This window comes from Streptomyces aurantiaciflavus (genome assembly GCF_049808595.1).
Classification (GTDB): Bacteria; Actinomycetota; Actinomycetes; order Streptomycetales; family Streptomycetaceae; genus Streptomyces.
In genome coordinates this window covers 122,503-147,947 of sequence record NZ_JBNCAQ010000008.1, presented here as the reverse complement: position 1 = coordinate 147,947, position 25,445 = coordinate 122,503, and the positions used below count along the sequence as shown (strand labels likewise).

Genomic DNA, 25,445 nt, shown 5'->3' with positions numbered 1-25,445 from the left:
CTCATCCGGCCGTATCCAGCCGCGCAGCTGGATGCGTACGGTCCGCAGGCACTCACGATACGTGCCGAAGGCAACCCGCAGAGAGGGGATGCCCGATCTCACGCCCCGAACACGTACCGCGCACCCACCGAACGCGAACGACCCGCCAGGGCCTACTTCTTGGGCATGAACGTCTGCGTCAGCGTCGTCCAGGTGCTCTTGCGCAGTTCGCTGTCCCAGGCGGCGGCCTTGGCCGTGTACATCAGCGCGTACCCCGCACTGCTGTCGACGACGAATCCGCGGTCGATCGTGCGGTACGCGGTGCCGTTGTCCACATAGGTGAACTCCCAGTCGGCCGTGTTCCAGCCGCGATAGTTCACCTTCTCTATGCTGATCTTCTTGTACTGGGAGCGCACCATGCCGCGCTCCTGGTTCTTCCAGTCCGCGACGGGGTCGTCCTTGGGGGTGGTCGTCCACGCGACGAGCAGCTTCTGCCCGTCGGGCCCGGTGAACCGGTCACCCGCGTTGTCGGAAGACTGGTACTTCCACCCGCTGGGCAGCCCGATCGAGTACCCCTGCTCACCCGTGTGCGTCGTCGCCGCCGTGCTGTTCTCGGTGGCGGAGACGTCGGAACCGGTACCGCCGGTCGTGGACGCCCCGGAGCCGGGCTTGCCGCTGCCGGACGCGGAACCGGCCGTCGCGGAGTTCGACGCCGAGCCGTCCGCCCGGGTCCCGCCGGCCTGGTCCTCCTTGGTGTCCGCGCTCGCGCTCTCACTGGCGACGACCTTCGAACCGCCGCTCTTCGAGCCGCCGGCCGTGTCGTCACCACCGCCGAGCGTGAGGGCCAGGACCGTACCGAGCACCGCGAGCACCACCACCACGGCGATGATCACCAGCGTCCGCTTCGGCACCACATCGGTGATCGGCGCCCTGGGCACGGGCCGGGGCGGCAGATCCGGCGGCGTCATCACGGGCCACCCCGAGCTCCGGCCCGCCGTCCCGCCGTTCTCCCCACGAGCACCCTGCGCGCCCGACGCGACCTGCCCGCGGCCACCGCTCACCCCGGCACCGGAAGCGGAAGCCGAACCGGAAGGACGGGAACCGTTGACCGAGACGGACTCGGACGCCGTCGTGGCCGCGGTCTTCGACGTGGCAGACCGGGCGGCCGGGACAGCGGGCGCGGTGGAGGCGGCGGCACCGGCGCCCACTCCGCCCCTCGCCGTTTCCTCCGTCCCCACGCTCCCCGAAGCGGCCGTACCGCTCGCCGACTTGGCACGGGCCGCGGCCGAGGTGGCCGCTCCCGCCGCGACAGCGGCCTTCCGCACGGACCGCAGGGCCCCGCGCAGCTTCTCGCCCGCCTCCCCGCCCGAGCTCCCCTTGTCACCGGGGCCGTCCGGCTGCACCGGCAGCGGCACGAGTTTCGTGGCGTCCGCGGGCTCGGCCTCCTTGGGCTCGGGCGCGTGGATCACCGCGTTGAGCATCTGCCGCGCCCCGGCGTCGTCGAGCCGCCGCTCCGGGTCCTTGGTGAGCAGGCCGTAGATGACGTCCTTCAACGGACCCGCGTTCTTCGGGTCCTCCAACGGCTCGGTCATCACCGCGGTGAGCGTCGCGATCGCGGAGCCCTTGTCGTACGGGGGCGTGCCCTCGACCGACGCGTACAGCAGACCGCCGAGCGACCACAGGTCGGCCGCCGGTCCCGGCTTGTGCCCGCGGGCCCGCTCCGGGGAGATGTAGGAGGGCGCGCCGACGAGCATGCCGGTCGAGGTGATGGACGGGTCGCCCTCTACCTGGGCGATGCCGAAGTCGGTGAGCACGACCCGGCCGTCCTCGGCGATCAGCACGTTCGACGGCTTCACGTCACGGTGCAGGATCCCCTCGCGGTGGGCCGACCGCAGCACGTCGAGGATCGCCAGCCCGACCTCCGCCGCCCGCCTGGGCTCCAGCACGCCGTCCTCACGGATGACCTCGGCGAGCGACTTGCCTTCGACGAGCTCCATCACGATCCACGGCCGGTCGTCCTCGTCGACCACGTCGAAGACCGTCACCGCGCTGTTGTTACGGATCCGCGCGATGGCCTTCGCCTCACGCAGCGTCCGCGTGATGAGCCGGCGCTTCTCCTCCTCGTCGATGTTCGACGGGAACCGCAGCTCCTTGACGGCGACCGTCCGCCCGAGCGTCTCGTCCTCGGCGCGCCACACCGTCCCCATGCCGCCGCGGCCGAGTACGTCTCCCAGCCGGTACCGCCCGGCGAGGAGACGTGCGCTCTTGTCCTGACGGGATGACCCCGCCCGCTCCGCCTCCGACATGCGTCCCCTCATGCAACCCGCCCTGACAGAGCCTCCATTGTCCCTCACCCGACAAGTGCCCTACGCCCAGGGGCCCCCTCACCGCCCCACAGCACCGACGCATTCCGGCCAGAAGGTGCAGCACAGTCCGGCCAACCCCCGCAACAAGCCCCACCCGATGCCCGAAACAGGCGCCGCCCAGCCCCGGGAAAGAACTCCGACCGTCCCTCGGAACAGACTTCCACCCAGGCGTGAAAAGGACTCAGATCAGCACCGAGACAGCCCCCGCCAAGGACATGGAGGGGCTTTCCAGCCCATTCTCGGAACCGCCTCCGCCCGGGCACGAAAAGAAACCCCCGCCGACACCCGCAACCCCCATCCAGGACACGGAAGGGCCTCCAGCCCAAGCACGGAACCGCCTCCGTCCGAGGCCCGGAAAGATATTCCCGTCCGCGCCCGAAACCAGCCTCTCTCCACGGCCCGGAGAGGAACTCCCGTCCGCGCCCGGAACAGCCCCCCGCCCAGGGCGCCCACCCCGCTTCGGCCTGCGGCCGGACCGGGCGGACCCGACGGACCGGGCGGACCGAGCGGACCGGACGGACCGGACGGAGGGCGGACCGGACGGACCGAGCGGACCGAGCGGACCGAGCGGACCGGACGGACCGAGCGGACCGGACGGAGGGCGGACCGGGCGGACCGGACGGTCGAGCCACCGGGCGTGGCCCTCTGACGCACCCGCCCTCGCGCCCCGCATGATGGGCTCAGCCCGGCATGATGAGGACTCAAGCGGAGGGGCAGAAGAGGACTGCAGGGACGAGGGACGGAGGATCCGGAATGCCGGCGTCACGCGGCCTGCTTGCCGTATCCGTAGCCCTGGTTCTCCTCGCCCTGACCACGGTCGGCTCCCGAGCGACCTCGACTCATCCCACGGACACCCTCCTCCCCCTCCTGCTCACCCGGGGCAAGGCCCCCGCCGCAGCCCTCCTGGCCCGCGAGGAGACCGGCACCCGTTATGCCGAGGCAGGCCGGGGCATCGCTCGCTCCGACCACTTCCGGGCCGGCAGCATCACCAAGACCTTTCTCGCCACCGTCGTCCTCCAACTGGCCGCCGAACACCGACTGTCGCTCTCCGACCCGGTGGAGCGGTATCTGCCCGGCCTGGTGCGCGGAGCCGGCAATGACGGGCGCGCGCTGACCCTTCGTTCCCTGCTCACCCACACCAGCGGCCTGTACGACTTCACCCGGGACACCGGGGGCATCGTCCCGGTCACCGCTGTTCAAGCCGTCCGTATCGCACTCACCCACCCTCCGGCCGACCGCGGCCGCTTCGCCTACTCCAACACCAACTACGTCGTGCTCGGCATGGTCGTCGAGCAGGTCACCGGCCGCTCGTACGCCTCGGAGGCCGAGCGGCGCATCATCGCTCCGCTGGGTCTGACCGGCACCTCCTTCCCCGGGGCCCGCACTGCGCTGCCCTTCCCGCACGGCCGCGCCTACGGCACGGACGGAACCGACGTCACCGAGCTCGACCCGCGGGTGGCCGGGGCCGCGGGCGAGCTGGTGACCACGCTCGCCGACCTGGACCGCTTCTACGCGGCGCTCCTGGGCGGTGAGTTGCTTCCTCCGCACTGGCTGCGCGAGATGCTCGACACCCGCACCGCACACGGCTCGTACGGCATGGGTCTGTTTCCCACGACGTTGGCCTGCGGTGTGACCGTGTGGGGACACAACGGCCGGATCTCCGGCAGCTACGTGCGCACCGCAACCACCGTCGACGGCCGGCGTGTCCTCACCTTCCGCGTGAACACGACGGCGATGGCGGACCCCGGCCTCGAACCGGCCCTGCTCGCCGCCGAGTTCTGCCCTCGCACTCTCCCCAACGACCCGCCTCCGAACGAAGATCCCCGCTCGCGACACTCGTTCGAGTGAAGCGGACGGGCCGGCCTCACAGCCCGGACCGAGCGAACCCCACAGCCCGGACCGAGGGATCCTCACAGCCCGGACCCGATCCTCACAGCCCGGACCGAGGGATCCTCACAGCCCGGACGGAGCAAGCATCACAAACGGACGGGGCGAGCTCACCAAACCGGACCGGGCAGTTCTCGCAGACCACACCAGGCGGTCCCGCGAGGGAGCAGACCACACCAGGCGGTCCCGCGAGGGAATCGGGCAGTCTCACCCAAGGAAACCGGGCGGTCCCCGAGGAGGACCCGGCAGGTCTCACAGCGGCACGATGTCCGGCGCTCCCAAGCGCGCCGCGTCCGCCGTCAGATCGTCGGGCTGCAGCTGCGACTCCCGTTCGGCCTCCACCCGCTTGTCGTAGTGCTCGACCTCGCGCTCGATCTGGTCCTTGTCCCAGCCGAGGACCGGTGCCATCAGTTCGGCCGCCTCGCGGGAACTGCGCGTGCCCCGGTCGAAGGTCTCGATGGAGATGCGGGTGCGCCGGGTCAACGCGTCGTCGAGGTGCCGCGCCCCTTCGTGCGAGGCGGCGTAGACGATCTCGGCGCGCAGGTAGTCGTCGGCCGCCTGGAGCGGCTCGCCGAGCGACGCGTCCGCGGCGATGAGGTCGAGGACCTCCTCCGCCATGGAGCCGTACCGATTCAGCAGGTGCTCGACCCGCACCACGTGCAGACCGGTCCGGGCGGCGATCCGCGCCCGCGCGTTCCACAGCGCCCGGTAGCCCTCCGCTCCCAGCAGCGGCACGTCTTCAGTGACGCACTCGGCGACCCGCAGGTCGAGCCCGTGCACGGCCTCGTCGACGGCGTCCTTGGCCATGACCCGGTACGTCGTGTACTTGCCGCCCGCCACGACGACCAGCCCGGGCACGGGATGGGCCACGGTGTGCTCACGCGACAGCTTGCTGGTGGCGTCCGACTCGCCCGCGAGCAGCGGGCGCAGACCGGCGTAGACGCCCTGGACGTCGTCGCGGGTGAGCGGCACCGCGAGGACGGAGTTGACGTGCTCCAGGAGGTAGTCGATGTCCGCGCTGGAGGCGGCCGGGTGGGCCTTGTCGAGGTCCCAGTCGGTGTCGGTGGTGCCGACGATCCAGTGCCGGCCCCAGGGTATGACGAACAGCACGGACTTCTCGGTGCGCAGAATCAGCCCGGTCGAGGAGTGGATCCGGTCCCGGGGCACGACGAGGTGGATGCCCTTGGAGGCGCGGACGTGGAACTGCCCCCGCTCCCCCACCATGGCCTGCGTGTCGTCGGTCCACACGCCGGTGGCGTTGACGATCTGCCGGGCGCGGACCTCGTACTCCCCGCCCGCCTCCACGTCCTGCACGCGCGCGCCCACGACCCGTTCGCCCTCGCGCAGGAAACCCGTCACGCGCGCGCGGTTGGCCGCCTTCGCGCCGTACGACACCGCCGTGCGCACCAGCGTGGCGACGAAGCGGGCGTCGTCCATCTGGGCGTCGTAGTACTGCAGCGCGCCGACCAGCGCGTCCTTCTTCAAGGCGGGGGCGACGCGCAGGGCGTGACGACGGCTCAGGTGACGGTGCATCGGCAGGCCCCGGCCGTGCCCGCGGGCCATGGACATCGCGTCGTAGAGCGCGACGCCCGACCCGGCGTACAGCCGCTCCCAGCCCTTGTGCTGGAGCGGGTACAGGAACGGCACCGGCTTCACCAGGTGCGGGGCCAGCCGCTCCAGCAGCAGTCCACGCTCCTTCAGCGCCTCGCGGACGAGGGCGAAGTCGAGCATCTCCAGGTAGCGCAGGCCGCCGTGGATCAGTTTGCTGGAGCGGCTCGACGTGCCCGACGCCCAGTCGCGTGCCTCGACCAGGCCCGTGGACAGACCGCGGGTGGCGGCGTCGAGGGCGGTGCCCGCGCCGACCACCCCGCCTCCCACGACCAGCACGTCCAGCTCGCGCTCGGCCATGGCCGCCAGTGACTCGGCTCGCTGCGCCGGCCCCAGTGTCGCTGTCCTCACCGCTGCCTCCCGCTGTCGGTCGCGCCGGCCGCGCCCGTCAGGGCGAAGCCCGGTCCGTATCCCCCATGCCCAAATTCTGACCGCGTTGCCCGGCTTCAGCCACCACTCGCCCCCAGCCTGTGGACAACTCCCACAGAACCGGAACGGGCCCGCCGGACAACACAGCAGGTCAACACAGCCGATCAATCCCGCATAACGGTCATATTTACTCCTAGTCTGACATTGCGCTCGCTCATCTTGTCCACCGGGCTTGCGCACCTGTCCCGCTTCGGTTATTGGGAAGGACGGCCCACGCCATGCCCGCAGATCTCGCCGTCATCGGACTCGGCTCGCTCGGACTGCCCCTGGCCCAGGCCGCCGTGGCCGCCGGCATTCCCACGCTCGGCTACCGCACGGGTCCCGAGGCGGGCTCCCTCAGCCCCGCCGAACTGCGCCGGATGCTCTCGGGGGGCTTCCGGCCTGCCACCAACCCCGCCGAACTCGGGCGGGTGCGCACCGCCGTCATCTGCGCCCCGACCCCGCGCGACGCGGACGGCGGGCTCGATCTCAGCCAGGTGGAGGCGGCCGCCCGCACCCTCGCCGGACACCTGCGCCCGCACACCACCGTGATCCTGGAGTCGCCCGTGTACCCGGGGACGACCGAGGAATGCCTGCGACCGCTCCTGGAGGAGGCGTCCGGCCTGCGCGCGGGCCGCGACTTCCACCTCGCGTACTCCCCCAGCCGGGTCGACCCCGGCCGCCGCGACTTCACTCCCGCCTGCACCCCGAAGGTCATCGGCGGGCTCACCCCCGCCTGTACCGAGTCGGCCGCCGCCTTCTACGGCCGCCTCACCGACAAGGTGGTACGCGCGCGTGGCCTCAGGGAAGCCGAGACCGTCCAGCTCCTGGAGACCAACTTCCGGCACGTCAACATGGCCCTGGTCAACGAGATGGCCGTGCTCTGCCACGACCTGGGCGTCGACCTCTGGGACGTCATCCGCTGCGCCGAGACCAAGCCGTTCGGCTTCCAGGCCTTCCGCCCCGGCCCCGGCGTCGGCGGCCACTCCGTCCCCCTCGACCGCACCGGCCACCCCGGCGGGCCCCTGCGCATGGTCGAACTCGCCCAGCAGGTGAACAGCCGCATGCCCCGCTACGTCGTACAGCGCGCCGCCGCCCTCCTCAACGAGCACGGCAAGTCGGCGCGGGGCGCGCGCGTGCTGTTGCTCGGCGTCACGTACAAGGCCGACCTCGCCGACCAGCAGAACACCCCCGCACGCGAGATCGCGATCCGCCTGATGGAACTCGGCGCCGCCGTCAGCTACCACGACCCCCACGTCCCGTCCTGGAGCATCCTCGACCGCCCGGTCCCCCGCGCCGACTCCCTCTACGAGGCCGCCGCCGACGCCGACCTGACGATCCTCCTCCAGCAGCACCGGACGTACGACCTGCAGGGCCTGTCCGTGAAGGCGCAACTGCTGCTGGACACGCGGGGGGCCACGCCTACGGGGGCGGCGCACCGGTTGTGAGACGGGGCGCACAGGACGTGGGCGGACTCCGGGGTTGGTGGCGTGGGCCAGGTCGCGCCGGTAACGTACGAAACCGGTGGAGCCCACCGCAGCGGGTACTGCGGCAGGCTCCTGGATGGATTACGGGTGTCCGCCCCTAGCCTGTATAGGGGCGGCCGCTCACCATCCGAAAAGCCGCAATTGCGGTGGCGTCCCATGGGCGCCCCCTTCCACGACGCCGCCCATGACCCTGTAGACGGCACGAACCGTGCGCCCCCGGCCCGCGCCGCACACCCCAAGCCCGCCCGGCATGCGAAAGGGGCCGGTCAGCTCACCTGCGTGAGCTGACCGGCCCCTGCCGACGTCCTGCGGACGGCCCTCCGGCGACTACCGCCGGTGCACCGAGTCCGCCACCGTCACCTCGACGCGCTGGAACTCCTTCAGCTCGCTGTACCCGGTGGTGGCCATCGCCCGGCGCAGGGCGCCGAAGAAGTTCATGGAGCCGTCCGGGTTGTGGGACGGGCCGGTGAGGACCTCCTCGATGGTGCCGACCGTGCCGAGGTCGACCTTCTTGCCGCGCGGCAGCTCCTCGTTGACGGCCTCCATGCCCCAGTGGTGGCCCTTGCCCGGCGCGTCGGTCGCGCGGGCGAGCGGGGAGCCCATCATGACCGCGTCGGCGCCGCAGGCGATCGCCTTGGGCAGGTCGCCGGACCAGCCGACACCGCCGTCCGCGATCACGTGCACATACCGGCCGCCGGACTCGTCCATGTAGTCGCGGCGGGCCGCCGCCACGTCCGCCACGGCGGTCGCCATGGGGACCTGGATGCCCAGCACGTTGCGCGTGGTGTGCGCGGCGCCGCCGCCGAAGCCGACCAGGACGCCGGCCGCGCCGGTGCGCATCAGGTGCAGGGCGGCGGTGTAGGTGGCGCAGCCGCCGACGATCACCGGGACGTCGAGTTCGTAGATGAACTGCTTCAGGTTCAGCGGCTCGTGCGAGCCCGACACGTGCTCCGCCGACACCGTCGTGCCGCGGATGACGAAGATGTCCACGCCCGCGTCCACCACGGCCTTGGAGAACTGGGCCGTGCGCTGCGGGGAGAGCGCGGCCGCGGTGACCACGCCCGAGTCGCGCACCTCCTTGATGCGGGCGCCGATCAGCTCCTCCTTGATGGGAGCGGCGTAGATCTCCTGGAGGCGCCGGGTCGCGGTGGCCGCGTCCAGCTCGGCGATCTCGTCCAGCAGCGGCTGCGGGTCCTCGTACCGCGTCCACAGGCCCTCGAGGTTCAGCACGCCCAGGCCGCCCATCTCGCCGATGCGGATCGCGGTGGCCGGGGAGACGACCGAGTCCATGGGGGCGGCCAGGAACGGCAGTTCGAAACGGTAGGCGTCGATCTGCCAGGCGATCGAGACCTCCTTCGGGTCGCGCGTACGACGGCTGGGGACGACGGCGATGTCGTCGAAGGCGTACGCCCGGCGGCCGCGCTTGCCGCGCCCGATCTCGATCTCAGTCACGTCTGTGGCCTTTCCCTGATGCGTTTCAGCGTCTTCCAGTATCGCCGACGGGTACGACGAGGGCGGCCCCGGATGCCCCGGAGCCGCCCTCGATCGGCCGTCACGCGCGCGTGCGTCGCTTCGCGCTACTGCTTGGTGCTGTAGTTCGGCGCCTCGACCGTCATCTGGATGTCGTGCGGGTGGCTCTCCTTCAGGCCCGCGGAGGTGATGCGGACGAAGCGGCCCTTGGACTCCATCTCCTCGATGGTGGCGGCGCCCACGTAGCCCATGGTCTGGCGCAGACCGCCGACGAGCTGGTGCAGCACGTTGGAGAGCGGGCCGCGGTAGGGCACCTGGCCCTCCACGCCTTCGGGGACCAGCTTGTCGTCGGAGGCGACGTCGGCCTGGAAGTAGCGGTCCTTCGAGTACGACCGGCCCTGGCCGCGGGACTGCATCGCACCGAGCGAGCCCATGCCGCGGTAGGACTTGAACTGCTTGCCGTTGATGAACTGCAGTTCGCCGGGCGACTCCTCACAGCCCGCGAGGAGGCTGCCCAGCATCACCGTGTCGGCACCGGCGGCCAGCGCCTTGCCGATGTCGCCGGAGTACTGCAGACCACCGTCGCCGATCAGCGGGATGCCCGCCGGGCGGGCGGCGAGGGAGGCCTCGTAGATGGCGGTGACCTGCGGGACGCCGATGCCGGCGACCACGCGGGTGGTGCAGATGGAGCCGGGGCCCACACCGACCTTGATGCCGTCGACGCCGGCGTCGATCAGCGCCTGGGCGCCGTCGCGGGTGGCGACGTTGCCGCCGATCACGTCGACGCTCACGCTCGACTTGATCTTCGACATCCAGCTGAGGGCGTTGCTGTTGTGGCCGTGCGAGGTGTCGACGACCAGGAAGTCCACCCCGGCCTCGGCGAGCGCCTGGGCGCGCTCCAGGGCCTCGGGGCTGGCGCCGACGGCGGCACCGACGAGCAGACGTCCCTCGGCGTCCTTCGCCGCGTTGGGGTACTTCTCGGCCTTGACGAAGTCCTTGACGGTGATGAGGCCCTTGAGGACGCCCGACTCGTCGACCAGCGGCAGCTTCTCGATCTTGTGGCGGCGCAGCAGCTCCATGGCCTCGACGCCGGAGATGCCGACCTTCCCGGTGACCAGCGGCATCGGCGTCATGACCTCGCGCACCTGGCGTGAGCGGTCCGTCTCGAAGGCCATGTCACGGTTGGTCACGATGCCGAGCAGCTTGCCGGCCGGGTCGGTGACCGGGACGCCGCTGATGCGGAACTTGCCGCACAGGGCGTCGGCCTCGGCGAGCGTGGCGTCGGGGTGGATGGTGATCGGGTTGGCCACCATGCCGGACTCGGAGCGCTTCACCAGGTCGACCTGGTTGGCCTGGTCCTCGATGGAGAGGTTGCGGTGCAACACACCGACGCCGCCGAGGCGGGCCATCGCGATCGCCATGCGGGACTCGGTCACCTTGTCCATCGCCGCCGACAGCAGCGGGATGTTGACCCGGACGTTGCGGGAGATGCGGGACGAGGTGTCGACCGCGTTGGGGAGCACCTCGGATGCGCCCGGCAGCAGCAGCACGTCGTCGTAGGTCAGCCCGAGTGTCGCGAATTTTCCGGGCACTCCGTCGACGTTGGCAGTCATGACACCTTCCCCAAATGGCCTTGATCGGTGCGGATGTCCATGCTAACGGGAAGCGCACCTCCCGAATTCCACAGTCCGACGTCACTCCGGGCTTCGTATGTTCGTACGGAAATCACGACCGGCCTGTTCACCGAAGGCGCCTGAGGGGCCGGTTGACGAGGCGGTCACTGCTCGGCGAGCGCCCGCAGTCTGCTCAGCGCCCGGTGCTGGGCCACGCGGACCGCGCCGGGTGACATTCCCAACATCTGGCCGGTCTCCTCGGCCGTGAGGCCCACCGCGATGCGCAGCAGGAGCAGCTCCCGCTGGTTCTCCGGCAGGTTGGCCAGCAGTTTCTTCGCCCACTCGGCGTCGCTGCTCAGCAGGGCCCGCTCCTCCGGCCCCAGGGAGTCGTCCGGCCGCTCGGGCATCTCGTCGGAGGGGACCGCCGTCGACCCCGGGTGGCGCATCGCCGCGCGCTGGAGATCGGCGACCTTGTGGGCGGCGATGGCGAAGACGAAGGCCTCGAAGGGACGACCCGTGTCCTTGTAGCGCGGGAGGGCCAGGAGGACGGCCACGCAGACCTCCTGGGCGAGGTCCTCCACGAAGTGGCGTGCGTCGCCCGGAAGGCGGGACAGCCGGGTGCGGCAGTAGCGCAGCGCCAGGGGGTGGACGTGAGCGAGCAGGTCGTGGGTGGCCTGCTCGTCGCCGTCGACGGCGCGGTGCACGAGGCCGCCGATCGTTCCCTGGGCACGGACCGCCTCGTCTTCGCGCATCGGTCCATGGTGCACCGCGGCCGTACCGGCCGCGGCACCGTGCCCGTCGTTGTGCACCGAAGCGTTATGAGCAGGTGCGCCGGCACTCATCCCCTGCGCCCTCCCCTTCCGCTCGACCGACTCGTCCGCGAGGAACTCCACACCTCAAGGATGCGGCATCCGCGGCGAAACGAGCAGCGGGCACCCGGCGAGGCCCTGTGCCGCCCCCGTCCACCGCCCGGCGGACGGGGGTTTCCCGCATGCTCTCGACCCCGTGCGAACAGGGACGTTCACCCATGCCCCCGCTCCCCTTCGCTGAAGTCGGCCTGCTCCGAAAAGTCGGCAGGGCCTGCCCCGAGTCAGACCCCCGACGGCGTGGTCGTCGGCTGCGGCTCTCCCGAGCCCGCCCCCGAGCCGGGCCCCCGAGCCCGGCGCCCACTCCCGGCCCGCTCCCGCGGGGACACTCCTCACCCCGCACACCGGCGTCCACAAGGTGCCGCTGCTTCTTCTCGACGTGGTCCGCCGGACGGTTCCTAGCGGACCAGCCCCCAGCGGAAGCCGAGCGCCACGGCGTGCGCGCGGTCCGAGGCGCCGAGCTTCTTGAAGAGCCGGCGGGCGTGGGTCTTGACGGTGTCCTCGGAGAGGAACAGCTCGCGGCCGATCTCCGCGTTGGAGCGGCCGTGGCTCATGCCCTCCAGGACCTGGATCTCCCGCGCGGTGAGGGTGGGCGCCGCGCCCATCTCGGCGGAGCGCAGCCGGCGGGGTGCCAGGCGCCAGGTCGGGTCGGCGAGAGCCTGGGTGACGGTCGCGCGCAGTTCCGCGCGTGAGGCGTCCTTGTGCAGGTAGCCGCGGGCGCCGGCGGCGACCGCGAGCGCGACGCCGTCGAGGTCCTCGGCGACGGTCAGCATGATGATGCGGGCGCCCGGGTCGGCGGACAGCAGCCGCCGGACGGTCTCGACGCCTCCCAGTCCGGGCATCCGCACGTCCATCAGAATCAGGTCCGAGCGGTCGGCGCCCCAGCGGCGGAGGACTTCCTCGCCGTTGGCCGCCGTCGTCACGCGCTCGACGCCGGGCACGGTCGCGACCGCGCGGCGGAGCGCCTCTCGGGCAAGCGGGGAGTCGTCGCAGACGAGGACGGAAGTCATGGCCGCCCTCCGCAGCTGATGCGCGTCACCTTGTGCCTCCAGGCTGGTACGAATCGTCACCTGTGCGGTCGACCGTCTCGGACGCCTGCCCGAGCGTTTGTGTTTTCAACCGCCTCCGCACTCTCAACGATGGTCACTCGAAAGAGTTACGGGGCTGCGTGCACTCTTCGGCACTCTACGTGAGGGTGCGGACACGGTGGAGACAGCCGCGCGGACCCTCAAGCTTTCATCACAACCCGTGCCCCATTCAGCCCCTTTTCTTCCCATTTGCTGGCGTCTAAGGCTAGATTCGCAATGGGTCATATTTTCATCTCCTTAGATCGTAGTTGTACGGTCGTGGACACCGTATCCGCTCAGAACGGCTACAAGGGGTCACGCAATGGCAGATTTCTCCCGCCTTCCCGGACCGAACGCGGACCTGTGGGACTGGCAGCTTCTGGCTGCGTGCCGCGGGGTGGACAGTTCGCTCTTCTTCCATCCGGAGGGCGAGCGCGGGGCGGCGCGGAGCGCTCGCGAGAACTCGGCCAAGGAGGTCTGCATGAGGTGCCCGGTGCGCGCGCAGTGCGCGGCGCACGCGCTGGCGGTGAGAGAGCCGTACGGCGTGTGGGGTGGGCTGACCGAGGACGAGCGCGAGGAGCTCATGGGGCGGGCGCGCCATCGGCTGGTGTCGGCGTCGACGAGCGGAGACACCGCTCCGAACGCCTGAAGGAACGTTTCTGCACATCTCTGGGGCACGCACGCGCGTGCCCTTGTTACTTTTTCGGCCCCTCCTGATACGACCCCGGCCGCCCGCTCGGCCACGGCCCCGGCCGCCCCGCTCGGCCACGGCCACCCACTGCGGCCAGGACGGCAAGTACCCCCGGCGCCGACGGCTGCCACGGCCCTCGCCGCCCGCTCGCGCGCCCCCTACCGCGCCGCCGCCCGCCCCAGCTGCTCCAGCGTGGCCGCCACCGCCGGCACCTGGGCCAGGTCGGGGAGCGTGAGCGCGACGATCTCCCGCCGCACCGCCGGTTCCAATGTGACCGCGCGCGCCCCTCGGGGCCGTACGGACTCGATCGCGAGCTGGGGCAGGACGGCCACGCCCAGGCCGGCGCCGACCAGGCCCGCGACGGCCGGGTAGTCGTCGGTCGCGAAATCGATGCGGGGGGTGAAGCCCGCGCCCTCGCACACCTCCACCAGCTGGCCGCGACAGCGCGGACACCCGGCGATCCAGGGCTCCCGGGCGAGTTCGCCGATGGCGAGGGACTCCGCGCGCGCGAGGCGGTGCCGTTCGGGTACGAGGGCGACGAGACGGTCCATCAGCAGCGGGCGGACGACCAGGTCGGCCCACTCCTCGGCGCCCGCCGCATCCTCGTAGCGGAAGGCGAGGGCGATGTCGCAGTCGCCCGCGCGCAGCTTGTCGACCGACTCGGGCGGCTCGGACTCCTCCAGGGAGACCCGGGTTCCGGGATGGGCGGCGCGCAGGGCGGCCAGGGCGGTGGGGACGAGCGTGGAGCTGCCGCTGGGGAAGGAGACGAGGCGGACCCGGCCGGCGCGCAGTCCGGCGATGGCGGCGACCTCCTCCTCGGCGGCGGTGAGGCCCGCGAGGATCCCGGCCGCGTGCCGTACGAGGGCCTCGCCCGCCTGGGTCAGGCGCATCTCGCGGCCGCTGCGGACGAGCAGGGGCGTGCCCACGGACGCCTCCAGGGCCTTCATCTGCTGGCTGACCGCCGGCTGTGTGCACCCCAGCTCGCGCCCCGCCGCAGAGAAGGAACCGGTGGCGGCCACGGTGCGCAGCACACGGAGATGACGGGCCTCGATCACCTTTCGAGCATAAGTGAGTCTTGGGTACGGCGACGAATAATGCGTCGACACTTTGACCGCCGGTCCCCTACCGTGCGGCCCATGAGGCTTCTGTCCGTCAACGTGGGCCGCCCCAAGGCCGTGCCGTACACCGACCAGCCGCAGGGACTGACCGGCATCGACAAGCGCCCCGTCGAGGGGCCGGTACGGGTGGCCGCGCCGGGACCGAAGGGCACCGCGGGGAGCGGGCTCGCCGGGGACGCCGTGTGCGACCTGCGCCATCACGGCGGGAACGACCAGGCGGTGTACGCCGTCGCGCGCGAGGACCTCGACGACTGGGAGCGCGAGCTGGGGCGCACGCTGGCGAACGGCGCCTTCGGCGAGAACCTCACCACCACCGGTCTGGACGTCTCCGGCGCGCGGATCGGCGAGCGCTGGCGCATCGGCCCGACCGTCGTCCTGGAGGTCACCTCGGGGCGCATACCCTGCCTGACCTTCCAGGGCCATGTGGGCGAGCAGCGGTGGGTCAAGCGGTTCACACAGAAGGCCGCGACGGGCGCGTATCTGCGGGTGATCGTGCCGGGCGAGATCAGCGCGGGGGATCCGGTGGAGATCGTCCACCTGCCGGAGCACGAGGTGACGGCCCGGATGGAGTTCCAGGCCACGACCACGCACCGCGAGCTGCTGCCACGGCTGCTGGCGGCGGGCGACGCACTGCACCCGGAGGCGCGGGAGGCGGCCCGGAAGTACGTGGAGCAGTACGGGGGCTGAGCCGCCGCCCCGGGTGGCGTGCACACGACGTCTTCACCGTCTGGAGGCGCCGTGCAGAGAACGGACGCCGTCAGTCCGGGTCACTACGCTTCTGCCATGACAACGGCTCTGATTACGGGTTCGACCGCGGGCATCGGTGCCGCGTTCGCACGCCGGCTGGCGGCGGACGGGCACGATCTCGTCCTCGTCGCACGGGACACCAAGCGTCTGCGTGAGCAGGCGACCGAGTTGCACGACCGGCACGGCATCGAGGCGGAGGTGCTCACGGCCGACCTGGCCGAGGACGAGGGCATCGAGGCGGTGGCCGCACGGCTCGGCGACCGCAAGAACCCCGTCGACCTGCTCGTGAACAACGCGGGCTTCGGCAACAAGGGCCGCTACCTCGACGTACCGATGGCCGACGAGCTGAGGATGCTCAAGGTGCACTGCGAGGCGGTGCTGCGGCTGACGTCGGCGGCGACCGCGGCGATGCGGGAGCGGGGGCGCGGCGGGGTCGTCAACGTGGCGTCGGTCGCGGCCTTCCTGCCGCGCGGGACGTACGGGGCGTCCAAGGCGTGGGTCGTGCAGTTCACGCAGGGGGCCGCGAAGGACCTGGACGGCAGCGGGGTGCGGCTGATGGCGCTGTGCCCGGGGTTCGTGCGGACGGAGTTCCACGAGCGGGCCGGGATGGGGACGGACAACATCCCCGGCTGGATGTGGCTGGACGCCGACAAGCTGGTCGCGGCGGCGCTGCACGATCTGGCGCGCGGGAAGTCGGTGTCGATTCCCGACCCGCGGTACAAGGCGCTGATGGGACTGGTGAAGGTGACGCCCCGGTCGCTGCTGGGCGGGGTCAGCTCGAGGACGGGGCGCAAGTACGGGCCTCAGTAGTGGGCGGGTGACGTCGGCGCTCCGGTGGGAAAATGGGCGTGACCAGACCGGACCCAGGGGGGCCGGAGGCGGCGTCATGACATTCGTACAGCTCATCGACTGCAGGACGAGCCGGTTCGACGAGATGAACCGGCTGCTGGACACGTGGGTCGAACAGACCAGGGGAAAGCGGACCGCGACACACGCGCTGGTCGGCAAGGACCGGTCGGACGCGACGCATCTCATCGAGATCGTGGAGTTCCCGTCGTACGAGGAGGCGATGCGGAACTCGAACCTTCCGGAGACCGACCGGATCTTCCGCGAGATGGTGGCCCTCTGCGACGAGGTGCCCACCTTCACCGATCTGGACGTGGTGCGGGACGAGCAGCTCAACCGCGGTGTGGCGCGGGAGTTCCTCGAGGGGCTCGGGCGGGGCGACGTGGACCGGCTGTTCGAGCGGGTCGCCGACGACTACGTCGACCACGACCCGGCGAATCCGCAGGACACGGGGCTGCGGGCGGCGCGTGACGAGGTCACCGGCTGGCGGCGGGCTTTCGACTTCTCGATCCGGGTGGACGGCCAGCTCGCCCAGGACGATCTGGTGTGCAGCCGCTGGACCTGGCAGGGCCGGCACAAGGGCGACTTCCTCGGCATCTCGGCCACCGGTCAGGAGGCCACGATGACCGGCATGACCTGGCACCGGTTCCGGGGCGGGCAGATCTGCGAGGCGTGGTGGCAGTACGACCGGGCGGGGCTGCTGGAGCAGTTGGGGGTACTCGGTCGGTAGCCCGCGAGGATCAGCGAAGAAGCTCGACGAAGGGGATCGGTCAGGAGGAAGGCCCCGCTCCGGCGCGTGTGTGCGGAGCGGGGCTTTCGTGGTCGCTTCATCCGGCACACGGGGGCTCGGAGTCGAGCACGCTCACGTCAGCTGGTCGCACGCGACGTCGAGGAACTCCCGTCGACTCGGCCGGATGTACGCCCAGATCTTCTCGTCCTGTGGTTCTCCCGGATCATCGGGGCCGTTCCTGATCACGTCCTGAACGGCGAACGCGAGCCGACGTGCCGCCTCGTTGACCTCGGACGCGCACAGCATGTGAATCGTCTTCTGCGCCACCCACATCTTGTCCAGGGTCTGCTTTGCCCGTGCCTGCCACTGTTCGTCGGTCAAGCGGTGGTGATAGCGGTCCACGGCGACCCGTTCGGCTTCCTGCACCGCGGTCAGGAAAGCGATGAGGTGGGTGAGGCGTTCGCTACGGCGCGCCTCGGCGCGTTCGCGAACGCTGCGTCGCGCCTCGGCCCGCTCCGACGCGCGTCCTGACGAGTGCTGGGCCAGGAACGACATGAGCCCGCCGAGTACGACGCCGATGAGCGGCGCCAGCGTTGTCCACACCATGCCTCACTGTGGCACTGGCGAGGTTGATCTCACTCTAATTTTGGATATTTCGCACGGTATCCGTACTCGTGGTGTAGGCGATCAACCAGCCGGCCCGGCATGCGTGAGGGGCGGTCGGACACCGCGTCAGTCGTCGGCCACCTGCGTCAGCACGGGCTGACGAGGGGCACGGCAACGCGAAGGCCCGGCACCCCTCGGGGTGCCGGGCCTCAACTCTGACTTATGTCAGTGGGCGTGGCCGTGGCCGTGGCCCGCGGCGGCCGGCTCTTCCTCTTCCTTCTTCTCGACGACCAGGGTCTCGGTCGTGAGGAGGAGGGAGGCGATGGAGGCGGCGTTCTCCAGGGCGGAGCGGGTGACCTTCACCGGGTCGATGACGCCGGCCTTGATCAGGTCGGTGTACTCGCCGGTGGCGGCGTTGTAGCCGTTGCCCTTCTCGAGCTCGGCGACCTTGGAGACGATGACGTAGCCCTCGAGGCCGGCGTTCTCGGCGATCCAGCGCAGCGGCTCGACGGCGGCGCGGCGGACCACGGAGACACCGGTGGCCTCGTCGCCGGTCTTGTCGAGGTTGCCCTCGAGGACCTTCACGGCGTGGACCAGCGCGGAGCCACCACCGGAGACGATGCCCTCCTCGACCGCGGCGCGGGTCGCGGAGATGGCGTCCTCCAGACGGTGCTTCTTCTCCTTCAGCTCCACCTCGGTGGCGGCGCCGACCTTGATCACGCACACGCCGCCGGCCAGCTTCGCGAGGCGCTCCTGGAGCTTCTCGCGGTCCCAGTCGGAGTCGGTGTTCTCGATCTCGGCCTTGATCTGGGCGACGCGGCCCTGGACGTCCTCGGAGTTGCCGGCGCCGTCGACGATGGTGGTGTCGTCCTTGGTGACGGTGACGCGGCGGGCGGAGCCGAGCACGTCGACGCCGACCTGGTCGAGCTTGAGGCCGACCTCCTCGGAGATGACGGTGGCGCCGGTCAGGACGGCCATGTCCTGCAGCATCGCCTTGCGGCGGTCACCGAAGCCCGGGGCCTTGACGGCCACCGCGTTGAAGGTGCCGCGGATCTTGTTCACGACGAGGGTGGACAGGGCCTCGCCCTCGACGTCCTCGGCGATGATCAGCAGCGGCTTGGAGGAGTTGGTCTGGATGACCTTCTCCAGCAGCGGCAGCAGGTCGGCGATGGAGGAGATCTTGCCCTGGTTGATGAGGATGTACGGGTCCTCCAGGACGGCCTCCATGCGCTCCTGGTCCGTCACGAAGTACGGCGACAGGTAGCCCTTGTCGAAGGCCATGCCCTCGGTGAAGTCCAGCTCCAGACCGAAGGTGTTGGACTCCTCGACGGTGATGACACCGTCCTTGCCGACCTTGTCCATCGCCTCGGCGATGAGCTCGCCGACCTGCTGGTCCTGGGCGGACAGCGCGGCGACGGCGGCGATGTCGGACTTCTCGTCGATCGGGCGCGCGGAGGCGAGCAGGTCGTCGGAGACGGCCTTGACCGCGGCGTCGATGCCCTTCTTCAGGGCGGCCGGGGAGGCGCCGGCGGCGACGTTCTTCAGGCCCTCACGGACCAGCGCCTGGGCCAGGACCGTGGCGGTGGTGGTGCCGTCACCAGCGATGTCGTTGGTCTTGGTCGCCACCTCCTTCACCAGCTGCGCGCCGAGGTTCTCGTACGGGTCCTCGATCTCGACCTCGCGGGCGATCGTGACACCGTCGTTGGTGATGGTGGGGGCACCGAACTTCTTGTCGATGACGACGTTGCGGCCCTTGGGGCCGATCGTCACCTTGACCGTGTCGGCCAGCTTGTTGACGCCGCGCTCGAGGGCGCGACGGGCGTCCTCGTCGAACTTCAGGATCTTCGCCATGACAGCGGGAGCCCTCTCGGAAATCTGTGGGTGAAAAAGACACTGCGCCCCGGGCGCCCGGCTTCTTATGTGGTCGCGGGGGCCAGGGGCGCAGCTTCAAGCAACAAATTGCTCGAGGTGAATTACTTCTCGATGATCGCGAGGACGTCGCGAGCCGAGAGGACGAGGTACTCCTCGCCGTTGTACTTCACCTCGGTGCCGCCGTACTTGCTGTACAGGACGACGTCGCCGACCTTGACGTCGAGCGGAAGGCGCTCGCCGTTCTCGAAGCGGCCCGGGCCCACGGCGAGGACGGCGCCCTCCTGGGGCTTCTCCTTCGCGGTGTCCGGGATGACCAGGCCAGAGGCCGTGGTCTGCTCGGCGTCGAGCGGCTGGACCACGATGCGGTCCTCGAGCGGCTTGATGGCAACCTTGGAGCTGGCGGTCGTCACGATCCGACCTCCCCCTTCGGAGATCTCACGGGGTTAACTGTCTGAGGTGGCGACCAGGTCGATCCGTCGTCGCGGGTGCCGGACCTGCCCGTCGCGTTGTTGGCACTCTCCAACGGGGAGTGCCAGAGCTGAGACTATGACCGGGGTTAGCACTCGGTCAAGCGGAGTGCCAATGCCTGCGGCGCGTCGGCAGGTTTTTCAGCTGGCGTGAGTGTCGTTGTGGCCGTGTCTTCGGGTGGGCGCCGCTGGGGGCTGCCGCCCCCGGACCCCCGCTTCGGCCCTGGACGGGCCTCGTCCTCGATCGCCGGACGGGCTGATCTTGCGGGCCCCGCGCCGCGAAGTTCACCCCTTCGGGCGGGTGGACGGGATACCCCCGCCGGAACAGAACAACGTGACCGACGGGTGGCGGGCCGCCGCCCACTCCCCAGCGCCCCAAAGCCCCATCAGCCCCATCAGCCCCATCAGCCCCATCAGCCCAATCAGCCCCGTCAGCCCCATCAGCCCCAGCACCAGCACCAGCACCAGCACCAGCACCAGCACCAGCACGGTCGCGACAAACCCTCGTTCTCGAACGCCGAACAAGCCGAGTTGGCTGCCGTACCGTCCCCCCGCCCGTCATCCGTGTCCCACCGCCGGGTGCTGTCTGGCGGCGCTGCCCGTGCCGGTGGAGGCGCTACAGGTAGTCCTCCAACCGGCCCACCGTCAGGCCCTGTTCCTGCGCCCGCCGCAGCAGCCTGGTCGTCCGTTCCCTGAGGCTCGGGCCCGTCGCCTCGTCGGGGTCGACGGCGATGATGTCGCCGGGACGGAGGTGGCGGGAGCCGTGGGTGAAGGTGAGGTCCGTGGGGCCCATCGAGGCGCGCCAGAGGACGATCGCGGTGATGCCGCAGTCGGCGGCGGCACGCAGGGTGGTGGTGTCGTAGGTGCCGTAGGGCGGGCGGAAGAGGCGGGGGCGCAGGCCGAAGCGGGACTTGAGTTTGTCCTGCTGGCCGCAGATCTCGGCGCGCTGGCCGGCGTAGGGCAGGCCGCGCAGGGCGGGGTGGTCGAGGGTGTGGTTCTGGATGCCGGCGCCGACGGACCGCAGGCGGGCGAAGTGGGCGTAGGCGGGGCCCACCACGCTGTCCGTGAGGAACATGGTCACCGGGAGACGGAGGTCGCGGACCAGCTCGGTGAAGCGGGGGTCGCGTTCGGCGCCGTCGTCGTAGGTGAGGAAGACGACCTTGTCGCGGGTCGGGATGTGGTCGACGACCGGGGGGAGGGACGTGTGGCTCGCGGTGCTCGGTCCGGACGCGGGGGTGGGGGGCGGGGAGAGGGGGGCCGTCAGGCCCCAGCGGCGATAGGGGTCCCCCCGCTCGAGCGGAGCCGAGAGCGGCTGTTCCGGTGCCGGGCCGTGGTCCGGTCGTACGCGTTCCGCCGCCTTCCTGCCCAGTCGTTCGATCGGGTCGACGGACTGGGCGCAGCCGGTCAGGGTCGTCAGCGTCAGTGCCATCAGGGTCAGCAGGGCGGCTGCGCGCCCGCGTTCTCTCACAGGTAGTCCTCCAGGCGGGCCACCGCGTATCCCTTCTCCGTGACCTTGTTCAGGAACCGGCGGACCATGTCGGGCATCGTGCCCGCCCCTTCGGCCCGGCCGCGGAAGTGGCTCAGGACGATGTCGCCGGGGTGGAGGTCGCGGTCCCCCTCGCGGTACTCCCAGTGGTCGGCGAAGACCTCCTCGTTCCAGAGTGGCGCGTACCTCACGCCACAGGCCTTCGCGGCACGCAGGGTGTCGCGGTCGTAGTTCCCGAACGGCGGCCGGAAGAGGGTGGGCCGTTGACCGAAGCGCTCCTCGATCACGTCCTGCATGCCGCAGATCTCGCGCTTCTGGCGCATGTAGGACAGACCCGGCAGGTACGGGTGGTGGAGGGTGTGGTTGTTCAGGGCCACTCCGGTGTCCTGCATCTTCTCGAAGTAGCCGTAGTCGTCCTTGACGAGGTAGTCGCTGAGGAAGGCGGTGTACGGGATCTTCAGTTCGCCCATCATCCGCAGGAACTCGGGGTCCTTCTCGGCGCCGTCGTCGATGGTCAGGAAGACGACCTTGTGACGGGTGGGGATCGTGGTGAAGACAGGGGGGAGGTCCAGCTCCTCGTGGCCGGTCACCTCGAAGCCTTCGCGGGTGGTGATCGCCGGCTTCGGCCTGGGGGGTGCCGGGGGTGTCAGCGGGACCTTCCTCAGGCCCCAGCGCTTCGCCGCCGCGACCCTGGCCGAGTGGTGGGCGCGCAGCCTTTCGGCGTACGAGTGCAGGGCGCCGGCCGGCGGGGCCTGGCCGGGCTGCTGACCGGAGGCGGGACGGATCGCGAAGTCGCTGCCCTCCGCGCAGCCCGAGACGATGGCGGTCGCGGCGAGGACGGCCAGGCCGCCACGGAATCCCATCCGCCGCATCCCCTTTTTATCATTTTGTACTACTGATCCCATGGCGCCGGATCATCGCAGTCACCGCCCCCCGAACCCGTCCGACACCGCTGCCGGAGGCGCACCATCCACCGACTGGCCCACAATGAGCCGGTGAACGACCTCGCTCCCCTCCTCACCCCCGAGGGCCGCGCCCTCCTCGACGCCGTGCGCGGCACCGCCCTCGCCGACGAACTCGCCGTCGCCACCCGGCTGCGCCGCGAGCACCCCGCCGAACTCGTCTCGGCGGCCCTCGGGCAGGCCCGGCTGCGGCAGCGGGCGTCGGCGAAGTTCGGGGCGGACGCGGAGCGGATGTTCTTCACGCCGAACGGGGTCGAGCAGTCGACGCGGGCGAGTGTCGCGACGTATCGGGCCGAGTGCTTCGCGGCACTGGGGATCCGGTCCGTCGCGGACCTGTGCTGTGGGATCGGCGGCGACGCGATCGCGTTCGCGCGCGCCGGGATCCGGGTGCTCGCCGTCGACCGGGATCCGCTGACCTGCGAGGCGGCGCGAGCCAACGCCGCCGCGCTCGGCCTCGCCGAGCTGATCGAGGTGCGCGAGGCGGATGTGACGGAGGTCGACACGTCCTCGTACGACGCCGTGTTCGTCGACCCGGCCCGGCGTTCCGGGGCACGCGGCCGGATCTTCGACCCCGAGGCCTACTCCCCTCCCCTGTCCTGGGCCGTGTCCGCCGCGCTCCGGGCTCCGCTCGCCGCCCTGAAGATCGCGCCCGGCATCCCGCACGAGGTGATCCCCGCCGAGGCCGAGGCCGAATGGATCTCGGACGGAGGGGACGTGAAGGAGGCCGTGCTGTGGTTCGGCTCGGGCCGGACGCCCGGGGCGCGTCGGGCGATGCTGCTGCCCACGGAAGCCGGCATCCGGGCCTCGCCCGACACGATGCTGCCCGACCCCGAGGTCCGCCCCGTCGGGCGGTACCTGTACGAGCCCGACGGCGCCGTCATCCGCGCCCACCTGGTCGCCCAGGTGGCCGAGGACCTGGACGGCGGGCTGATCGACCCCACCATCGCCTACGTCACCGCCGACGAGCTGCACACGACCCCGTACGCCACCGCCTACGAGATCACCGACCAGCTCCCCTTCAACGTCAAGAAGCTGAGGGCGCTGCTGCGGGAGCGGGAGGTGGGGATCCTGACCGTGAAGAAGCGGGGGTCGGCGGTGGAGCCGGAGGAACTGCGGAAGAAGGTGAAGCCGCAGGGGCCCCATTCGGCGACGGTGTTCCTGACGCGGGTGGCGGGGGCGCCGACGATGCTCATCGGTCACCCAGCCTGAGGTCACCCCCTGAGGTCACCCGGCCGGGGGTCAGCCGGCTTGAGGTCACCGGGCCGCGGATCCCTTTGCCCGCGGTCGCCTTGCCTGGGGTCGCCTCGCCCGGAGTCGCCTCGCCGGATGTCGGCGGCCTGATCGGTCACCCCGACCGGCCCCTCACCCCGCCTGGTCGGCCCGGTGCAGCAGCAGCTCCCGTTCCCGTTCGTTGCCGGTCAGTTCCGCCGCCCGGGCGAACTCCGCCCGCGCCTCCGCCGTACGGCCCAGGCGCAGGAGCAGGTCGCCACGGACGCTGGGCAGGAGGTGGTAGTCGCGGAGGGCGGGTTCGCGGGCGAGGGCGTCGACGATCTCCAGGGCCGGGCCGGGGCCCCGCGTCATCGACACGGCCACCGCGCGGTTGAGTTCGACCACCGGGGACGGGGACCGGGCCCCGAGGAGGCTGTAGAGGGTGGCGATGGCCGGCCAGTCCGTCTCCTCGTAGGAGTACGCGTGCGCGTGGCAGGCGGCGATGGCGGCCTGGAGGACGTACGGGCCCGGGACGTGGGATGGGGGTCCCCCCGCCCGAGCGGAACCGAGAGGGGGGGAGGTGGCCTCGGCGCGGGCGAGGGCGTCGGTGCCACGGGCGATGAGCATGCGGTTCCAGCGGCGGCGGTTCTGGTCCTTGAGCAGGACAGGAGTGCCGTCGGGAGCGGTACGGGCCGCCGTGCGGGACGCCTGGAACTCCAGCAGCGAGACCAGGCCGTGGACCTCCGGCTCCTTCGGCATCAGGGCCGCGAGCTGCCGGGCAAGGCGGAGGGCGTCCTCGCAGAGCGCCGGGCGCAGCCAGTCTTCGCCGGCGGTGGCCGCGTATCCCTCGTTGAAGATCAGGTAGATGACGTCGAGCACCGAGCCGAGACGGGCCTCGCGGTCGGGGCCGTAAGGCACCTCGAAGGGGACGTTCTTCGTAGCGAGCGTGCGCTTCGCGCGGACGATGCGCTGCGCGACCGTCGCTTCCGGGACGAGGAAGGCGCGGGCGATCTCGGGCGTGGTCAGGCCGCCGAGCAGGCGCAGGGTGAGGGCGATGCGGGCGTCGGCGGACAGGACCGGGTGGCAGGCGGTGAAGACCAGGCGGAGCAGGTCGTCGTCGATGTCGTCGGGGTCGTAGGAGGCGGCGGGCTCCGGCGGGGCCGCCGTCGTCTCCAGGTCGCGGCCGACCTCCTGCAGTTTGCGGGCGTACGTCTCCCTGCGCCGGACCAGGTCGACCGCGCGGTGCTGGGCGGTCGCGGTGAGCCAGGCACCGGGGTTGTCCGGCACGCCGTCCCCCGGCCACCGCTCCAGCGCGGCCACCAGCGCGTCCTGCGCCAACTCCTCGGCGAGACCGACGTCCCGGACGACCCGGGTGACGGCGGCGATGACGCGGGCGTACTCGAGGCGGAAGACGGTTTCGATGGCGGCGCGGGGGTCGGTGGCGGCGCGGGGGCCGGCGGCGGCGCGGGGATCTGTGGCGGCGCGGGGGCCGGTGGCGGGCTGTTGTTCCACAGCCCACCATCGAACACCCCGGGCGGCCTCCACGAAAGGAAGGCCGGGAGGAACCCTCAGCCCTCCTCGATCTCCCGCACCTCGAGAGTCATGGTCCACTCGTCGCCGTGGACCTTCAGGAAACGCTTGGACCACTCCATCGCCTCGGCCTTGTCCTTGCACTGCATGATCGCGTAGCCGCCGATGACCTCCTTGGTCTCGGTGAAGGGCCCGTCGGTGACGGAGATGTCGCCGCCCTTCAGGTGCAGCCGGGTGCCCTGTGCCGACGGGAGCAGCCCGGCGGTGTCGAGCATGACGCCGGCCTTGGTGATCTCCTCGATGAGTTCGCCCATGCGCTGCATCAGCTCGGGGCTGGGTCCCTCGGAGGGGGCGGTCGACTCGTCGATCCGGATGAGGGAGAGGTAGCGGGGCATGGTGACTCCTGGTGTGCGGGGGCCGGGCTCTTCCC

Annotated in this window: 22 protein-coding genes; 7 read left to right on the top strand and 15 right to left on the bottom strand. The window is 71.1% G+C overall.

The window, feature by feature from the left end:
• Window positions 1-152: 152 nt before the first annotated feature.
• The gene (locus tag ACPT94_RS11400) at window positions 153-2,285 is read right to left on the bottom strand and encodes a serine/threonine-protein kinase (RefSeq protein ID WP_425245745.1); all 2,133 of its coding nucleotides are present in this window, start codon (window positions 2,283-2,285) and stop codon (window positions 153-155) included.
• Between the two features lie 813 nt (window positions 2,286-3,098).
• Here ACPT94_RS11400 and ACPT94_RS11395 point away from each other — a divergent pair.
• Complete coding sequence (locus ACPT94_RS11395; RefSeq protein ID WP_360332272.1) at window positions 3,099-4,193, top strand: serine hydrolase domain-containing protein; 1,095 nt, start codon at window positions 3,099-3,101, stop codon at window positions 4,191-4,193.
• Window positions 4,194-4,484: 291 nt separating this feature from the next.
• On the opposite strand, the gene ACPT94_RS11390 is transcribed toward ACPT94_RS11395, so the two are convergent.
• Entirely contained in the window at window positions 4,485-6,191 is a 1,707-nt protein-coding gene (locus ACPT94_RS11390; RefSeq protein ID WP_360332269.1) for a glycerol-3-phosphate dehydrogenase/oxidase, read from the bottom strand.
• A gap of 296 nt (window positions 6,192-6,487) precedes the next feature.
• Between ACPT94_RS11390 and ACPT94_RS11385 the strand changes: the two genes are divergently transcribed.
• A complete protein-coding gene (locus ACPT94_RS11385) occupies window positions 6,488-7,696 on the top strand; it encodes a nucleotide sugar dehydrogenase (protein ID WP_425245744.1) in 1,209 nt (402 codons plus the stop codon).
• 366 nt (window positions 7,697-8,062) lie between these two features.
• Here ACPT94_RS11385 and ACPT94_RS11380 read toward each other — a convergent pair whose 3' ends face one another.
• The 4 genes from ACPT94_RS11380 to ACPT94_RS11365 all read right to left on the bottom strand — a co-directional run bounded on the left by ACPT94_RS11380 (window position 8,063) and on the right by ACPT94_RS11365 (window position 12,694).
• A complete protein-coding gene (locus ACPT94_RS11380; protein WP_360332263.1) occupies window positions 8,063-9,187 on the bottom strand; it encodes a GuaB3 family IMP dehydrogenase-related protein in 1,125 nt (374 codons plus the stop codon).
• Between the two features lie 125 nt (window positions 9,188-9,312).
• On the bottom strand, window positions 9,313-10,818 hold the full coding sequence (gene guaB / locus ACPT94_RS11375; protein ID WP_360332260.1) for an IMP dehydrogenase: 1,506 nt from the start codon (window positions 10,816-10,818) through the stop codon (window positions 9,313-9,315).
• 164 nt (window positions 10,819-10,982) lie between these two features.
• On the bottom strand, window positions 10,983-11,570 hold the full coding sequence (locus ACPT94_RS11370; RefSeq protein WP_360332257.1) for a sigma-70 family RNA polymerase sigma factor: 588 nt from the start codon (window positions 11,568-11,570) through the stop codon (window positions 10,983-10,985).
• Between the two features lie 512 nt (window positions 11,571-12,082).
• Entirely contained in the window at window positions 12,083-12,694 is a 612-nt protein-coding gene (locus ACPT94_RS11365; RefSeq protein WP_003948568.1) for a response regulator transcription factor, read from the bottom strand.
• 379 nt (window positions 12,695-13,073) lie between these two features.
• On the opposite strand from ACPT94_RS11365, the gene ACPT94_RS11360 reads away from it, so the two are divergent.
• Entirely contained in the window at window positions 13,074-13,400 is a 327-nt protein-coding gene (locus ACPT94_RS11360) for a WhiB family transcriptional regulator (protein WP_360332254.1), read from the top strand.
• Window positions 13,401-13,600: 200 nt separating this feature from the next.
• On the opposite strand, the gene ACPT94_RS11355 is transcribed toward ACPT94_RS11360, so the two are convergent.
• Complete coding sequence (locus tag ACPT94_RS11355) at window positions 13,601-14,497, bottom strand: LysR family transcriptional regulator (protein WP_360332251.1); 897 nt, start codon at window positions 14,495-14,497, stop codon at window positions 13,601-13,603.
• 81 nt (window positions 14,498-14,578) lie between these two features.
• Between ACPT94_RS11355 and ACPT94_RS11350 the strand changes: the two genes are divergently transcribed.
• From ACPT94_RS11350 to ACPT94_RS11340, 3 genes are all read left to right on the top strand, one after another.
• Window positions 14,579-15,247: an MOSC domain-containing protein gene (locus ACPT94_RS11350; protein WP_425245743.1), complete on the top strand. Its 669-nt coding sequence runs from the start codon at window positions 14,579-14,581 to the stop codon at window positions 15,245-15,247.
• Window positions 15,248-15,343: 96 nt separating this feature from the next.
• The gene (locus ACPT94_RS11345; protein ID WP_360332245.1) at window positions 15,344-16,117 is read left to right on the top strand and encodes an SDR family NAD(P)-dependent oxidoreductase; all 774 of its coding nucleotides are present in this window, start codon (window positions 15,344-15,346) and stop codon (window positions 16,115-16,117) included.
• Between the two features lie 76 nt (window positions 16,118-16,193).
• Window positions 16,194-16,883, top strand: coding sequence for an ester cyclase (locus ACPT94_RS11340; RefSeq protein ID WP_360332242.1), 690 nt, complete (start codon window positions 16,194-16,196; stop codon window positions 16,881-16,883).
• A 132-nt stretch (window positions 16,884-17,015) separates the two neighbouring features.
• Here ACPT94_RS11340 and ACPT94_RS11335 read toward each other — a convergent pair whose 3' ends face one another.
• From ACPT94_RS11335 to ACPT94_RS11310, 6 genes are all read right to left on the bottom strand, one after another.
• The gene (locus tag ACPT94_RS11335) at window positions 17,016-17,438 is read right to left on the bottom strand and encodes a hypothetical protein (protein WP_360332239.1); all 423 of its coding nucleotides are present in this window, start codon (window positions 17,436-17,438) and stop codon (window positions 17,016-17,018) included.
• A 276-nt stretch (window positions 17,439-17,714) separates the two neighbouring features.
• Window positions 17,715-19,340 (bottom strand): chaperonin GroEL, encoded by a 1,626-nt coding sequence (groL, locus tag ACPT94_RS11330; protein ID WP_360332236.1) that lies wholly within the window; start codon window positions 19,338-19,340, stop codon window positions 17,715-17,717.
• A gap of 122 nt (window positions 19,341-19,462) precedes the next feature.
• Window positions 19,463-19,771: a co-chaperone GroES gene (gene groES, locus ACPT94_RS11325; protein ID WP_039652762.1), complete on the bottom strand. Its 309-nt coding sequence runs from the start codon at window positions 19,769-19,771 to the stop codon at window positions 19,463-19,465.
• Window positions 19,772-20,113: 342 nt separating this feature from the next.
• Window positions 20,114-20,317 carry a hypothetical protein gene (locus ACPT94_RS11320; protein ID WP_425245742.1) on the bottom strand — a complete coding sequence of 68 codons (204 nt, stop codon included), beginning with the start codon at window positions 20,315-20,317 and terminating at the stop codon, window positions 20,114-20,116.
• Between the two features lie 127 nt (window positions 20,318-20,444).
• A complete protein-coding gene (locus ACPT94_RS11315; RefSeq protein ID WP_425245800.1) occupies window positions 20,445-21,257 on the bottom strand; it encodes a polysaccharide deacetylase family protein in 813 nt (270 codons plus the stop codon).
• 35 nt (window positions 21,258-21,292) lie between these two features.
• Window positions 21,293-22,219: a polysaccharide deacetylase family protein gene (locus ACPT94_RS11310; RefSeq protein WP_425245741.1), complete on the bottom strand. Its 927-nt coding sequence runs from the start codon at window positions 22,217-22,219 to the stop codon at window positions 21,293-21,295.
• A 90-nt stretch (window positions 22,220-22,309) separates the two neighbouring features.
• Between ACPT94_RS11310 and ACPT94_RS11305 the strand changes: the two genes are divergently transcribed.
• Window positions 22,310-23,485, top strand: a complete 1,176-nt coding sequence (locus ACPT94_RS11305; RefSeq protein ID WP_425245740.1) for a THUMP-like domain-containing protein — start codon at window positions 22,310-22,312, stop codon at window positions 23,483-23,485.
• Between the two features lie 153 nt (window positions 23,486-23,638).
• On the opposite strand, the gene ACPT94_RS11300 is transcribed toward ACPT94_RS11305, so the two are convergent.
• Entirely contained in the window at window positions 23,639-24,997 is a 1,359-nt protein-coding gene (locus ACPT94_RS11300) for an RNA polymerase sigma factor (RefSeq protein ID WP_425245739.1), read from the bottom strand.
• 56 nt (window positions 24,998-25,053) lie between these two features.
• Window positions 25,054-25,410: a YciI family protein gene (locus ACPT94_RS11295; RefSeq protein WP_360332677.1), complete on the bottom strand. Its 357-nt coding sequence runs from the start codon at window positions 25,408-25,410 to the stop codon at window positions 25,054-25,056.
• Window positions 25,411-25,445: the final 35 nt, after the last annotated feature.

Bases quoted from the DNA above. Each gene is read 5' to 3' on its own strand.
- groL (WP_360332236.1), bottom strand. From the start codon at position 19,340: ATGGCGAAGATCCTGAAGTTCGACGAGGACGCCCGTCGCGCCCTCGAG.
- ACPT94_RS11360 (WP_360332254.1), top strand. From the start codon at position 13,074: ATGGCAGATTTCTCCCGCCTTCCCGGACCGAACGCGGACCTGTGGGAC.
- guaB (WP_360332260.1), bottom strand. From the start codon at position 10,818: ATGACTGCCAACGTCGACGGAGTGCCCGGAAAATTCGCGACACTCGGG.
- ACPT94_RS11350 (WP_425245743.1), top strand. From the start codon at position 14,579: ATGAGGCTTCTGTCCGTCAACGTGGGCCGCCCCAAGGCCGTGCCGTAC.
- ACPT94_RS11345 (WP_360332245.1), top strand. From the start codon at position 15,344: ATGACAACGGCTCTGATTACGGGTTCGACCGCGGGCATCGGTGCCGCG.
- ACPT94_RS11370 (WP_360332257.1), bottom strand. From the start codon at position 11,570: ATGCGCGAAGACGAGGCGGTCCGTGCCCAGGGAACGATCGGCGGCCTC.
- ACPT94_RS11335 (WP_360332239.1), bottom strand. From the start codon at position 17,438: ATGTCGTTCCTGGCCCAGCACTCGTCAGGACGCGCGTCGGAGCGGGCC.
- ACPT94_RS11315 (WP_425245800.1), bottom strand. From the start codon at position 21,257: ATGGCACTGACGCTGACGACCCTGACCGGCTGCGCCCAGTCCGTCGAC.
- ACPT94_RS11295 (WP_360332677.1), bottom strand. From the start codon at position 25,410: ATGCCCCGCTACCTCTCCCTCATCCGGATCGACGAGTCGACCGCCCCC.
- ACPT94_RS11385 (WP_425245744.1), top strand. From the start codon at position 6,488: ATGCCCGCAGATCTCGCCGTCATCGGACTCGGCTCGCTCGGACTGCCC.
- ACPT94_RS11365 (WP_003948568.1), bottom strand. From the start codon at position 12,694: ATGACTTCCGTCCTCGTCTGCGACGACTCCCCGCTTGCCCGAGAGGCG.
- ACPT94_RS11400 (WP_425245745.1), bottom strand. From the start codon at position 2,285: ATGTCGGAGGCGGAGCGGGCGGGGTCATCCCGTCAGGACAAGAGCGCA.
- ACPT94_RS11310 (WP_425245741.1), bottom strand. From the start codon at position 22,219: ATGGGATCAGTAGTACAAAATGATAAAAAGGGGATGCGGCGGATGGGA.
- ACPT94_RS11395 (WP_360332272.1), top strand. From the start codon at position 3,099: ATGCCGGCGTCACGCGGCCTGCTTGCCGTATCCGTAGCCCTGGTTCTC.
- ACPT94_RS11340 (WP_360332242.1), top strand. From the start codon at position 16,194: ATGACATTCGTACAGCTCATCGACTGCAGGACGAGCCGGTTCGACGAG.